Consider the following 11,876-nt stretch of genomic DNA (forward strand, 5'->3'; position numbering starts at 1 on the left):
TGTTTTTTGTCTTTTCTCTGGGGGGGGGGGGGGCGCCCTCCTTACGGGGGCCCCCCCCCCCCCGACGCATGGGGAACAATCGTGTCCGGCCCTGTGGGCCACGGCGACGATGCCGGCCCGGGGATGGGGGAGGACCTGACAGTGGTGGAATGGCGGCAGGTGGCCAGTGGTGCGAGGGCTGTTCCCGAGCCGGTGCCGACGCCTCTCATCTGGGCGGGGGCCTATGCGGGAGCGTTTGGTCTTGTGAGCCTCTTCGACCTGCTCGGCGTGCTCGATCGCACGGGGTTCGCGCTCGCCGCCCTGTCGCTGCTCGCCGCCGTGCTCGGGGTGCGGAGCCGGCTCGCCGCGGCGCCCGGAACGGCTCTGCTGTGCTGGGCCCTCTTGAACATCTTCGCGGCCGCCCCCACCGGCGAGATCTCCTGGGCCGGGCACCGCGACCCCGAATGGATGGCCTGCCTGCTGGCCGCGACTCTCCTCGGCGCCGCGACAGGCCGCGTCCTGCACGCCCGCGCCGCCTACCGCCGCATCACCCCGCGCGACGGCACCGGCCGCCGTTGAGAGCGGCTGGGCTCCGGCCGTCTCCATGGGAATCTCCGCGGGCGGAAGTGAGTTGCTGATTTCTGCAGCGATTTCAACGGGGTGGGCCGGGTCCACCGCAGGGAGGGGACGGCAGCCGATGAGCCTTCGTCAGTACGAGTACGCCCTTGCCGTCGCCGAGGAGGGCTCGGTGACGGCGGCGGCGGAGCTGCTGCACGTCGCTCAGCCGTCGCTGTCCCAGCAGATCCGCGCCCTGGAGCGGGATCTGGGCGTGGAACTGTTCGCCCGCACGCCGACCGGCCTTGTGCCCACCGTGGTCGGCCGCGCCTTCCTGCGGGAGGCGGAGGTCGCGGTGCGCGCGTCGCGGCGGGCGAGGGCGACGGCTCGGGCCGGTGCCGACGAGCTGGTGGGCGAGCTGGTGGTCGCGGTGCAGCTTGGCTTCGGCACGCGGCAGCTGCCGGGCGCCCTTGCCGCGCTGCGGCGCCGCTTCCCACGCCTTGAGGTCACCGTCTTCGAGGAGCCGAGCTCCGCCGAGCTGGAACGGCTGTGCCGCCGGGGCGTGTTGAACCTCGCCCTGATGGCGGAATGCGAGCGGAGCCCCGCCGACGCCCACCACCTCGGCGACGAGGAGTTCGTCGTGGCGTTGGGCGCCGGGCACCGGCAGCTCGCCGCCGACCGGGTCGAGCTGCGCGAGCTTGCGGGGGAGCCGTGGGTGAGGTTCGACCGCGACAGCGCGCTCGACGCCGTACTCCTGAACGTGCTGCGGGACAACGATCTCGCCCCGGCCACGGCCGCCCGCGTGTCCCAGACCGCGACGGCCGTGCGCTGGGCCGCCCACGGTCTTGGGGTCACGCTCGTCCCGGCCTCCGCGGTGCCCCACGGTCACGAGCACCTCGTCCGCCCGGTGTTCCCGGTCGTCTCGCAGCCCGTCATCGCCGTGGTCCGGCCCGGCATGGGCCCGGCCGAGACGGCTCTTCTCGAATTCCTCCGTAAGGAGACCTGGTCAAACCTAGCGTTCCGGAATTCCTGAGGAATTCCTGAGTTCCGTCGGTGTCAACCCCTGGGGAATTCACCGCCGTCCACGACGAGATTGCTCCCGGTCAGCCAGCTCGCCCGGTCGGACAGGAGGAACAGCACCGCGTGGGCGATGTCGTCGGGCCTGCCGTCGCGCCCCAGCGGCACGCTGGTGACGTTCTGGCCCTGCGCCGGGTCCAGGCGCGCCCACTGCTCCCGGGTCGCTTCGCCGCCGGGCGTCGCGACCCGGCCGGGAGTCACGGTGTTGACCCGGATTCCGAACGGGGCCAGCTCCGATGCCAGTCCGCGGCTGTAGTTCTCCAGCGCCGCCTTCGCCGCCGTGTAGTGCAGGAACGGTGGCGGGGTAAGGGGTACGGCGGCGGAGGAGACGTGCATGATCACCCCCGAACGCCGTTCCCGCATCGCCGGTACCAGCAGCGAGTCCAGCCGCACCGACGCCAGGAAGTTCAAGTCGAGCGCGTCCTGCCACTCCTCGTCGGGGATGGCCGATGTGCTCTCGTACGGCCCCGCCCCACCCGCGTTGTGGACCAGCACGTCCACCCCGCCGAGCATCTCCCGCGCGGCCGCGGCGAGCGCCTCCGCGCCGGCCCGCGTCCGCACGTCGGCGGTCACGAAGGCGGCCCCCTCCGGCACCGTGCTCGTCGCCGACCTGGCGGTCGTGAGCACCTCGGCGCCCGCGTCCAGGAGTTGGCGCACGACGGCCGCTCCGATGCCGCGAGAACCCCCCGTGACCAAGGCGCGCTTTCCCGCGAGTTCTCGCGTTCCCGATTCGTTCTCGATCGTGGTCATGCCACCGGTCCTCTCGAATACGTAATTGTCCGCTCGGCGGAAAAAGCTGTTTCACGGTACGTACGGAGAAGAATGAGAGGCAAAGACGAAATGTCAGCGGGCGCTATAGGGAACTCCTATGGCACCCGCGGCCGGCTGATGATGCGGCAGATGTCCGTGTCGGTGCAGGAGGCCGGGTCGGTGTCGGCGGCGCGTTGAGCGAGGCCGCGGAGCGCGGTGCGGGTCTTGCGGAGTTCGGAGATGCGCCGGTCGATCTCTTCGAGGTGTTCGCCGATCAGGTCGCTGACGTGGTCGCAGGGCGCTCGGCCGCTGTCGCGCAGGGCGAGGATGCCGCGGATCTCGGCAAGGGTGAGCCCGGCGTGCTGGGCGTCACGGATGAAGGCGAGGCGGGTGAGGCTCTCGCCGGGGTAGTCGCGGTAGCCGCCGGATGTGCGGGGCGGTTCCGGTACGAGACCGGCCTGCTCGTAGAAGCGGATGGTCTTGGTCGTGACTCCGCTCGCGGTCGCCAGTTCCCCGATGCGCATGTCTCCAGGTTAGCCGTTGACCTTCCAGCGCACTGGAAGGTCTAGCGTCGGTGGCAGACGGCGGCGATCTGGGAGGACGGCGGCCATGCGGATCACGGTTCTGACGGTTCCGGACTGCCCGAACGCGCCCGTGGCGCGGGAGAGGCTGCGTACTGCGCTGGCCGGGCGTGCGGCCGTGGTGGTGCAGGTCGAGGTGCGGGACGAGGCGGAGGCGGCCCGGTGGGGCATGACGGGCTCGCCCACGGTCCTGCTCGACGGCAACGACCCCTTCGCCAGGCCCGGGGCCGCGCCGAGCGTTTCATGCCGCATCTACCGCCACGAGGACGGCGCCGTGGACGGGGCACCGGCCGTGGACGAACTGCGCCGGGCCCTGACCGCTGCCGGCCTGCCCGACGTGGTGAGCGAGGACTGCTGCGGGGACGGCCTGCCCGACCCCGTGCGTGAGGATTGCTGCGGGGACGGCCTGCCCGACCCCGTGCGTGAGGACTGCTGCGGGGACGGCCTGCCCGACCCCGTGCGTGAGGACTGCTGCGGGGACGGCCTGCCCGACCCCGTGCGTGAGGATTGCCGCGAGGAGGACCTGCTCGACCCGGTCGGCCGGGCCGGACGTGGCCGCCGGGCACCTGCCGGGCGCGGTCTGCGCGCGGTGCACCAAGCGGTGCTTCGCCACTTCGCCGCGTCCGGGCAGGCGCCCCGGACCGCCGCGCTGGAGACCGTCGCGGCCGAGGCGGGACGGTCCGCCGGCGAGGTGCTCGCGGAGCTGGCGCGCGAGGACTTCCTGACGCTGGACGAGGGCGGCCGGATCCAGGCGGCCTACCCGTTCTCCGCGACGCCGACCGCACATCAGGTGACCTTGGCGAGCGGCACGCAGGTGTGGTCGATGTGCGCGATCGATGCCCTGGGCATTCCGGCGATGCTCGCCGAGGACGCGGTGATCACCTCGTCGGACCCGGTCTCGGGCGAACCGGTCACCGTCACCAGCCGAGGCGGCCGTATGCGGTGGGAGCCCGCATCCACCGTGGTGATCGTCGCGCGGCGCTCCCGCTCCGGCCCGGCCGCAGCGGTGTGCTGCGACGCCCTGAACTTCTTCACCTCCGCGGCCTCGGCCCGGTCCTGGCTCGCCCAACACCCGGACGTACAGGGCAAGATGGTCGACCAGGCGCGTGCCGAGCGGATCGGGCAGCAGACCTTCGGGGCGGTGCTGGCCGCCGACTGAGCCGCATGGCCGTGGAGGCGCGGAGGCGCGGAACAGATCACCACTCCGTTCCGCCCCCCCCGCTCACCGCAGCCACCATCCGTCCAGACCAAGATCCAGTGGACACGCAGTGGACGCAGGGACGATTCAGTGGACAGAAGCGTCCTCACGCAGCCTTCCGACTCCCGGCCGGAGACCGGCGGGAGGCCCGCGATGCCGTGGGCGGCAGACCTGTCGGCAGCGCCCAACCGTCCATGCCCGGGGACCCGGAGCGGGCGATCGTGAAGCGCGTGAGCGAGAAGTGCGCGACACCAGCCACCAGGCGATGATGAACGGGCCCAGCCACCGCCCCAACAAGCGCCCCAGGAACTTGACCGACAAAGGCCGCTAGGGTCCGTCGTCGCGGCTTCCCTTGCCGGCGTCCGAGCGGCACGAGCCGGCTTGTCAGAGGCATCCGCTAGCTTGCTGACCATGGGAAACTCAGGCGGATCATTGACGACCCGAGCCACAGGGGAACTGCACGGCCTCATGCGGGAAGCCGGGTTCACGGGCATCGACGACACGGAGGCGTTGGCGGAGGGCTGGCAGGTGACGGACTTCGCCGACGCCGGACGGCGCAGCCTGTCGACCCTCGTCCAGAGAACCGGGACACCGGCGGTCATGGTGTCCTTCCACGACAGCGATGTGGGGTTCGTCGAGGCCCTCACGCCGGACGGCATCGGCTGGGAGGGCCTGCTCAACCGCGAGATGGCGGAGAGCTACGAGATACCTCTGGAGCACTTCCCCATCGAACCCGCCGTGGCCGGTGCCCTCGCCTGGTCGGCTGCTGCCGGACTGACGCCCGATGAGGACGCTATCCGGCACACGCTCACCGGGTCGGCGCTGTTCGCGGAAGAGCTCTCCTCAGCCCTCTTGGTTGCTCTTGGGCTACCCGGCGCAACCTAGCCCTCTCAAGCCAGGGCCTTGGGAATTACGTGAACTTACCCCCGGGCATGGTCGCCTTGATCGAGAAATACCTCGTCTCCGACTGTCACCGCTCGCGGTAGAGATCAACAAGTTCGGGGGCCGGGTGGACGCCCGGGTCAAGGAGGCTGGTGAGCAGGCGCCACTGCTCGGTGCGGACGGTGCCGTCGGCCAGCGCGACGGTGACGGACGCCTCGATGACGCGGACGGTCAGCAGGACGGGCAGGACGCCGTATCCGATCCGGGCCAGGTAGGGGCCGGCGCCCAGGTGCCGGAAGGGGTGGGTATCCGGCGGGCGGAGGAGCGCACCAGGAACTGGGCGCCGGTGGCCTGGACATCCCGGGCGAAGGTGTTCGCATCGAAGCCGGCATCGGCCAGCAGGAGCATCGTACGGTCCAGCACACTCAACAGGCGTACTGCGTAGGTAAGTTCGCCGCCACTCTCGGCACCGAACACGGCGGCCAACACGGCACGGGTTCCGCACTCGGCCAGGACCACGAGTCGCAGCAGCGGATAGCCGAACTCCACGCTCTCGCCCGCCCGCTTGGGATAGCGCCAGGTGAGCGCCTCCTCATCGGGTACGTGCAGCAAGGTGCCGTCCACGGCCACGGTCCGCAGCCCCCAGTAGAACGAACCTGCCTGCCCGCGGTGGGCGACGGGTCCGGCGAGGATCTCGAACAGCCGCCGCAGCGGTGCCGCTCCTATTCGCCGTCGGGCCCTGGACAGCGAGGAGACCGCCGGACGCACCAACGGCAGTCCCTCCAGCCCCGCCGTCAACTTGCCCCGCACGCCCCGACAGGAGCAGTCCTCGAACAGGGCCAGCGCGACGACGAAATAGACCACCACCCGGGACGGCAGCAGCCGCAGCCGCTTCTCACGCGTCCTGGTCTCCTCGATCACCGTGTCCACCAGTACGAAGTCCACGACGGTGTTGACACCCAATGGGGTTGATGATCAAGCATCCGCAGCGTGACGGCCCCGGGACCGCGGGCGCGGCTGCCTAGGATCGGGCCCGGCCCCCGCCGGACTCCGACCCGGGAGACGCACCATGGCCCTGTGGCTGCTCAACCACCTCAGCACCCTCGCACTGACCCTGCTGATCGTCGGCGGCACCGTCCTCGCGACGGCGGCCGGAAGCCTGCTGGTCCGCCACCGGTTCCCGAAGCTGACCGAAGGCGAGCACAACGACACGGTCGGCGTGGTGCTCGGCATGTTCGGCGCGATCTACGGAATCATCCTCGCCTTCGTGATCGTGACCCTGTGGACACAGCTGGAGAACACCCAGTCAGTGGTCGCCTCCGAGGCCACGGAAGCCGCGGTGATCTTGCGCGATGCGGGGGTGTTCCCCGACGCGGCGGAGACCCGCGTCAAAGAGGCCGTTAGCCGCTACGTCCACCACGTGGTGGACGTGCAGTGGCCGAACATGCGGGCCGGCGGGATGACCCTCTCCTCAGGGGGGCAGCTGCAAGGGATCTACGACGCCCTTCAGAACTACGAGCCCGTCACGGAATCGCAGAAGGTCTACTACGCGGAGGCCGCCGACAGTCTCGACGAGATGGCCGCTCAGCGCCGGGCCCGGCTCACGATCGCCGGCCAGGAACTGCCGCTGCTGCTCCAGGTGCTCGTCTTCGGCGGCTCGCTCGTCATCCTCCCGCTGACTTTCCTCTACGGCACGCGGAGCCGGAAGATGCAGGTGCTGTTCGTCGGGGCGGTCGCGGCGCTGATCGGATTCAGTCTGCTCCTCGTGGTGGTTCTCGACCGTCCCTTCGCCGGAGACCTGAGCGTCAGCCCGGAACTCTTCAAGCAGGGGAAGCTGGAACAGTTCTGGAAGCCCCACCCGTAGGACCACGGGAGAAGGTTCCGGCACGGAGTGCCTTTCGCGCCCCGCTCCGGTGATCAGTCTGCGGCCGATCCGGCAGGTGGTGCCGCGGGGACGCCGGCCGTACCTGGGCGGCGGCGCCACCAACTCCGACGTGTACGCGGCCCACGACGCGGCCTGTACTTCCCCGGCGGGCGCTGCCCCGGTGTCGACGTGGCCGGCCTCAACCTCGGCGGCGGGCTCGGCTTCAACGACCGCAGGTGGGGCCTGACCTGCGACCAGCTCGTCGAGACCCGCGTTGCCCTCTCCGACGGACCCTGGTGCGTGCCGCCGACAAGGAGAACGCCGACCTGTTCTGGGCGTGCCGTGGAGGGGCGGGCGGCAATTTCAATGGATCAACACCGCTTTCGTGTTCGACGCCGTGCCCGGTGGGCCAACCCTCCTTGACCCGGGCTTCCACCCGGCGCAGCCTGACCGGCCTCGGCCAGGAGGTCTACGCCCTGCTCACCACCTACCAGGCCCTCATCCGCGCCGCCGCGGACACCGCCTGTACCCGGCCCGGCCTGGACATGGACCGCATCAGCTTCACCGCCCTGCGGAACCCGCCACCGGCACCGCCTCAAGGCCCGCACCCGCAAGAACCCCACCAGCACGTACGGACCGAACGCCGGACAACACCCCACGACCAGCCAGAACAACACCGTCCGAACCACCGTCACGTTCTTCGCACACAGACTTGCGAACCGCTCACGGACCTAAACGCAACGGTGTTGACGCTGAGATCGCTGCCGGATCATCCTCGGCCTGCAAGACACCAAAGCCCGAGACCACGTCATCATCACCCACAGCGAAGATGACGAACTTCCTCACGCACGCAGCCTCTTCGCCCACCTCGCCCGACACTGCGTACCTCCGCACACCGACAAGGCCCCACCGCTGCTCACCCTCGTCGGGTGGACCGCCTGGTGCCAACACGACGCCATCACCGATGCAGGTCCACCGAGAGGTGACCACCGAACCCCAGGCGGAAGACCAGGCCGACACCATCACCCCATGACCACCTCGGCGGCCCCGCTCCACAGCCGGGGCCCGCCGCCCCGACCCGCAGCTCCACCCTCTGGCGAAGAGGTGGGCCCCCTTTCGCTGGCCTGGTCTTCACTCCACTGGCGGCATCCCACTGTCGCAGGGACAGGGGCGGGCAGAGGCTGGATGCCATGAACACTCCCCTCAAAGCCACTCTCATCTCCGGCGTCCTGGCCATCACCTCTCTCGGCGCGGCAGGTGCGGCCCATGCCGAAGGACCCCCGAAAATCACCACCACCGTCGCTCCTGCCGCCACCCCCACCAACGACCTCCTCTGTGACCTCCTCGGAGGTCTCCTCGGTGGTCTCCTCGGCAAGACCTGCAACGACAGCTCCCAAACTGTCAAAGTCTCGATCGCTGACGACGGCTTCACCGCCACCGAAATCCCGAGGTTTTACAACCAAATAGGCACGCCCTGGCAGCGGTAGCCGGTTCGTGCGCGGCCTGACCAGCGAAGAGGCCGCAGGGCTCCATTCCCGGGCAACGGGGATGGAGCCCAATTCATCGGTAGGGCACTCCGTTGCGCTGGAGTTCAGAACCCCTCCCACCCGATGACCGCGATCTGCGCGGACGGCTGCCCATATTCACAGGCCAGAGCCCTACTGATCGAGGCAAGATCAGGAAGCGGCTGGAAGGCGCGGAACAGATCACCACTCCGTTCCGCGCCCCCCTCACCGCAGCCGCAGGCCCCTCAGCCCGGCGGCGGACCCGGGCCCCTCAGCCCCGGTCGTAGGTGTGGAACCCGCGGCCGCTCTTGCGGCCGAGCAGCCCCGCTTCCACCATCCGCTGGAGCAGCGGCGGCGGTGCGTACAGGGGTTCCTTGAACTCTTCGTACAGCGATGCCGCGATGGCGGCGAGCGTGTCCAGGCCGATCAGGTCCGCCAGTCTCAGCGGGCCCATCGGGTGCGCGCAGCCCAGCTCCATGCCCGCGTCCACATCGGCGGCCGTGGCGAAGCCGGACTCCGTCATCCGGATCGCCGAGAGGAGATAGGGGACGAGCAGTGCGTTGACGACGAAGCCCGCCCTGTCCTGGGACCGGACGACCGTCTTGCCCAGGGTGTGCGTGGCGAAGTCCCGTACGACCGCGACCGTTTGAGCGGACGTGTGGAGTGAGGAGACCACCTCGACCAAGGGCAGGACGGGGACCGGGTTGAAGAAGTGCAGCCCGACGACGCGGTCGGCGCGTCCGGTGGCCATGCCCAGACGCATGACCGGGATGGAGGAGGTGTTGGTGGCGAGGATCGCCTCCGGATCCTCGATGACCTTGTCCAAGGCGGCGAAGAGCTCTGTCTTCGCCGAGGTGTCCTCGACGACGGCCTCGATGACGAGCTGACGGTCGGCCAGATCGTCGAGGCTGCCCGTGAAGACCATGCGGGCCAGTGCGTCCTCGGCGCTCAGACGGTCCAACTTGCCGCGCTGGACGGCGCGTTCGAGCGAGACGGCCACCCGCTCACGCGCGGCGCCGGCGGCTACCGCGTCGGCCTCGCAGACCACGGTGTCCAGGCCGGCGCGGGCGCACACCTCGGCGATTCCGGCGCCCATCTGGCCCGCTCCCACGACCCCGACCCGTCGGATGGCTGTGCTCATGACTGTCCCTCCGGTGACTGCCCCTCCAGTGACTGCCCATCCGGGCGGTGAGCGAGGTGGCGGGTGTAGGCGTCAAGGGTGAAGAAGGCGGGCAACTCCCGTGCCAGGGCCGTCCGTTCGAAGAGGTCGCGGACGTCGTCAACAGGGGCCCATGGATACTCCGCGCCCAGCGCGGCGAGCTCGTCCTCCAGCAGTTCCACGACCGTCGCGCGGTCGACGACCCGGTGGCGCAGCCACTGCCAGATCTGCACCCGGGCGATCTCGGCCGTGGCGGCGTCCTCCATCAGCCCGTCCACGGCGACGGCTCCCTGTCCGTTCAGCCATGCGGCGAAGTAGCGCAGGGCGACGGCGATGTTGATGCGTACGCCCTCCGGCGTGGGTGGCGCGCTGACGCGGCGTACGGACAGCAACTGGGCTGCCGTCACCTCGACGTCGTTCCGGGTGCGGTCGATCTGGTGCGGGCGGGTGTCGAGCACTCCGTCGAACACCTCGCGGCAGACGGGCACGAGCGCGGGGTGGGCGACCCAGGAGCCGTCGAAGCCGTCCTCGGCCTCACGTTCCTTGTCGAGCCGTACCGTGGCCAGGGCCGCCTGGTGGGCTTCCGGGTCCCTGCCGGGTACGTGGGCGGACATGCCGCCGATGGCGTGCGCGCCCCGCTTGTGGCAGGTGCGCACCAGGAGTTCGGTGTAGGCGCGCATGAAGGGGGCGGTCATGGTGACCTTCGCCCGGTCGGGAAGGAGGAAGTCGGTGCGGTGTCCGAAGGTCTTGATGAGGCTGAAGAGGTAGTCCCAGCGGCCGGCGTTGAGCCCGGAGCTGTGTTCGCGGAGCTCGTAGAGGATCTCCTCCATCTGGACGGCCGCCGTGATGGTCTCGATCAGGACGGTGGCACGGATCGTGCCGCGGGGGATGCCGAGGAGGTCCTGGGCGAGGAGGAACACGTCGTTCCACAGCCGTGCCTCGTCGCGGCTCTCCAGCTTCGGCAGATAGAAGTACGGGCCGTGCCCCGCGTCGATCTGCCGCTGGGCGCAGTGGAAGAAGTAGAGGCCGAAGTCGACGAGCGAGGCGGGCGCCGGGCGGCCGCCGAACTCCAGGTGCTCCTCCGTCAGATGCCAGCCGCGTGGGCGTACGACGATGGTCGCGACCTGCTCCCCGAGCCGGTACCGCTTGCCCTCCGGCGTGCTGAAGTCGATCCTGCGCTCGATGGCGTCCAGCAGGTTCAGCTGACCGCCGATGATGTTGTCCCAGGTGGGCGCGGTGGCGTCCTCGAAGTCCGCCATCCACACCTGCGCACCGGAGTTGAGGGCGTTGACCGCCATCCGGCGCTCCGGCGGTCCGGTGATCTCCACCCGGCGGTCGGTCAGGCCGGGGGCCGGCGGTGCCACCTGCCAGGAGTCGTCCGCGCGTATGCGGGCGGTGGCGATGGAGAAGTCGAGCGGGGAGCCGGAGGCGAGCCTGGCCGCCACCCGCGTCCGCTCCTTGAGGAGGTCGAGGCGGCGGTCCGCGAAGGCGTCGACGAGGCGCCCCACGAAATCCAGGGCTTCGGGAGTGAGGATCTCGTCGTGCCGGTGTCCCGTTACCGGGAGGACCTGAGCACGGCTGGTCGGAGCGGCGATGGACATGCGGGTCTCCTCGGCGGGTTGGCTGAACGCGATAGGAGGAACGGGCCCCGTTGCCGGGGCCCGACGGCGGCCTAGTGGAACTGCTCTGCTTCGGTGGAGCCGGCGAGCGCGGTCGTCGACGAGGCCGGATTGACTGCGGTGGAGACGAGGTCGAAGTAGCCGGTGCCGACCTCGCGTTGGTGCTTGACCGCCGTGAACCCGTGCTCCTGGGCGGCGAACTCCCGCTCCTGCAGGTCGACATAGGCCGTCATGCCCGACTCGGCGTAGCCGCGCGCCAGGTCGAACATGCCGTGGTTGAGGGAGTGGAAGCCGGCCAGCGTGATGAACTGGAAGCGGTAGCCCATCGCGCCCAGCTCCCGCTGGAACTTGGCGATCTGGTCGTCGTCCAGGGCCGCCTTCCAGTTGAAGGAGGGCGAGCAGTTGTAGGCCAGCATCTGGTCGGGGTACCGGGCGTGGATCGCCTCGGCGAACTCGCGGGCCTGGCCCAGGTCGGGGGTGCCGGTCTCCATCCACAGCAGGTCCGCGTACGGGGCGTAGGCCAGGCCGCGGGCGATCGCCGTGGCCATGCCGTTGTGCACCCGGTAGAAGCCCTCGGCGGTGCGCTCACCGGTCACGAACCGGGCGTCGCGCTCGTCGACGTCGCTGGTCAGCAGGTTCGCGGCCAGCGCGTCCGTGCGGGCCACGATCAGCGTGGGGACGTCGGCGATGTCCGCGGCCAGGCGGGC

At 70.1% G+C, this 11,876-nt stretch carries 13 protein-coding genes; 7 read left to right on the plus strand and 6 right to left on the minus strand.

All coding sequences use genetic code 11. The annotated features are described in order from the left end of the window. Positions 1–243: 243 nt before the first annotated feature. Together ACFWY6_RS05095 and ACFWY6_RS05100 are read left to right on the plus strand one after the other, a co-directional pair. A complete protein-coding gene (locus ACFWY6_RS05095) occupies positions 244–558 on the plus strand; it encodes a hypothetical protein (RefSeq protein WP_323178737.1) in 315 nt (104 codons plus the stop codon). A gap of 118 nt (positions 559–676) precedes the next feature. Then, on the plus strand, positions 677–1,567 hold the full coding sequence (locus ACFWY6_RS05100) for a LysR family transcriptional regulator (protein ID WP_384686501.1): 891 nt from the start codon (positions 677–679) through the stop codon (positions 1,565–1,567). 23 nt (positions 1,568–1,590) lie between these two features. Here the strand turns inward: ACFWY6_RS05100 and ACFWY6_RS05105 are convergent, their stop codons facing one another. Continuing rightward, positions 1,591–2,361, minus strand: a complete 771-nt coding sequence (locus tag ACFWY6_RS05105; RefSeq protein ID WP_384686503.1) for an SDR family oxidoreductase — start codon at positions 2,359–2,361, stop codon at positions 1,591–1,593. A gap of 116 nt (positions 2,362–2,477) precedes the next feature. After that, entirely contained in the window at positions 2,478–2,885 is a 408-nt protein-coding gene (locus ACFWY6_RS05110) for a heavy metal-responsive transcriptional regulator (RefSeq protein ID WP_384686505.1), read from the minus strand. A gap of 85 nt (positions 2,886–2,970) precedes the next feature. On the opposite strand from ACFWY6_RS05110, the gene ACFWY6_RS05115 reads away from it, so the two are divergent. Then, a complete protein-coding gene (locus tag ACFWY6_RS05115) occupies positions 2,971–4,101 on the plus strand; it encodes an alkylmercury lyase family protein (RefSeq protein ID WP_384686507.1) in 1,131 nt (376 codons plus the stop codon). A 450-nt stretch (positions 4,102–4,551) separates the two neighbouring features. Further along, positions 4,552–5,025 carry a hypothetical protein gene (locus tag ACFWY6_RS05120; protein ID WP_384686509.1) on the plus strand — a complete coding sequence of 158 codons (474 nt, stop codon included), beginning with the start codon at positions 4,552–4,554 and terminating at the stop codon, positions 5,023–5,025. Positions 5,026–5,253: 228 nt separating this feature from the next. Here ACFWY6_RS05120 and ACFWY6_RS05125 read toward each other — a convergent pair whose 3' ends face one another. Continuing rightward, positions 5,254–5,985 (minus strand): transposase domain-containing protein, encoded by a 732-nt coding sequence (locus ACFWY6_RS05125; protein ID WP_384686511.1) that lies wholly within the window; start codon positions 5,983–5,985, stop codon positions 5,254–5,256. Positions 5,986–6,091: 106 nt separating this feature from the next. On the opposite strand from ACFWY6_RS05125, the gene ACFWY6_RS05130 reads away from it, so the two are divergent. The 3 genes from ACFWY6_RS05130 to ACFWY6_RS05140 all read left to right on the plus strand — a co-directional run bounded on the left by ACFWY6_RS05130 (position 6,092) and on the right by ACFWY6_RS05140 (position 8,373). Then, positions 6,092–6,886 (plus strand): DUF4239 domain-containing protein, encoded by a 795-nt coding sequence (locus ACFWY6_RS05130; RefSeq protein WP_384686513.1) that lies wholly within the window; start codon positions 6,092–6,094, stop codon positions 6,884–6,886. 771 nt (positions 6,887–7,657) lie between these two features. Then, positions 7,658–8,080: a hypothetical protein gene (locus ACFWY6_RS05135; RefSeq protein ID WP_384686529.1), complete on the plus strand. Its 423-nt coding sequence runs from the start codon at positions 7,658–7,660 to the stop codon at positions 8,078–8,080. After that, positions 8,077–8,373 (plus strand): hypothetical protein, encoded by a 297-nt coding sequence (locus tag ACFWY6_RS05140; protein ID WP_384686515.1) that lies wholly within the window; start codon positions 8,077–8,079, stop codon positions 8,371–8,373. Before ACFWY6_RS05135 ends, ACFWY6_RS05140 begins: the two co-directional genes overlap by 4 nt. Before the next feature lie 289 nt (positions 8,374–8,662). Here ACFWY6_RS05140 and ACFWY6_RS05145 read toward each other — a convergent pair whose 3' ends face one another. The 3 genes from ACFWY6_RS05145 to aceA all read right to left on the minus strand — a co-directional run. Beyond that, positions 8,663–9,532, minus strand: coding sequence for a 3-hydroxybutyryl-CoA dehydrogenase (locus ACFWY6_RS05145; RefSeq protein ID WP_384686517.1), 870 nt, complete (start codon positions 9,530–9,532; stop codon positions 8,663–8,665). Further along, positions 9,529–11,151, minus strand: a complete 1,623-nt coding sequence (aceB, locus tag ACFWY6_RS05150; RefSeq protein WP_384686519.1) for a malate synthase A — start codon at positions 11,149–11,151, stop codon at positions 9,529–9,531. The genes ACFWY6_RS05145 and aceB overlap by 4 nt, the downstream gene beginning before the upstream one ends. Before the next feature lie 71 nt (positions 11,152–11,222). Then, the coding region (gene aceA, locus ACFWY6_RS05155; protein WP_384686521.1) for an isocitrate lyase at positions 11,223–11,876 on the minus strand (654 nt) is incomplete at its 5' end.

This window comes from Streptomyces sp. NPDC059037 (assembly GCF_042740015.1).
Lineage (GTDB): Bacteria > Actinomycetota > Actinomycetes > Streptomycetales > Streptomycetaceae > Streptomyces.

Excerpts from the sequence above, each read along its gene's own strand:
- ACFWY6_RS05145 (WP_384686517.1), bottom strand. The coding sequence starts at position 9,532 with ATGAGCACAGCCATCCGACGGGTCGGGGTCGTGGGAGCGGGCCAGATG.
- ACFWY6_RS05100 (WP_384686501.1), top strand. The coding sequence starts at position 677 with ATGAGCCTTCGTCAGTACGAGTACGCCCTTGCCGTCGCCGAGGAGGGC.
- ACFWY6_RS05130 (WP_384686513.1), top strand. The coding sequence starts at position 6,092 with ATGGCCCTGTGGCTGCTCAACCACCTCAGCACCCTCGCACTGACCCTG.
- ACFWY6_RS05105 (WP_384686503.1), bottom strand. The coding sequence starts at position 2,361 with ATGACCACGATCGAGAACGAATCGGGAACGCGAGAACTCGCGGGAAAG.
- ACFWY6_RS05110 (WP_384686505.1), bottom strand. The coding sequence starts at position 2,885 with ATGCGCATCGGGGAACTGGCGACCGCGAGCGGAGTCACGACCAAGACC.
- ACFWY6_RS05115 (WP_384686507.1), top strand. The coding sequence starts at position 2,971 with ATGCGGATCACGGTTCTGACGGTTCCGGACTGCCCGAACGCGCCCGTG.
- ACFWY6_RS05140 (WP_384686515.1), top strand. The coding sequence starts at position 8,077 with ATGAACACTCCCCTCAAAGCCACTCTCATCTCCGGCGTCCTGGCCATC.
- ACFWY6_RS05120 (WP_384686509.1), top strand. The coding sequence starts at position 4,552 with ATGGGAAACTCAGGCGGATCATTGACGACCCGAGCCACAGGGGAACTG.
- aceB (WP_384686519.1), bottom strand. The coding sequence starts at position 11,151 with ATGTCCATCGCCGCTCCGACCAGCCGTGCTCAGGTCCTCCCGGTAACG.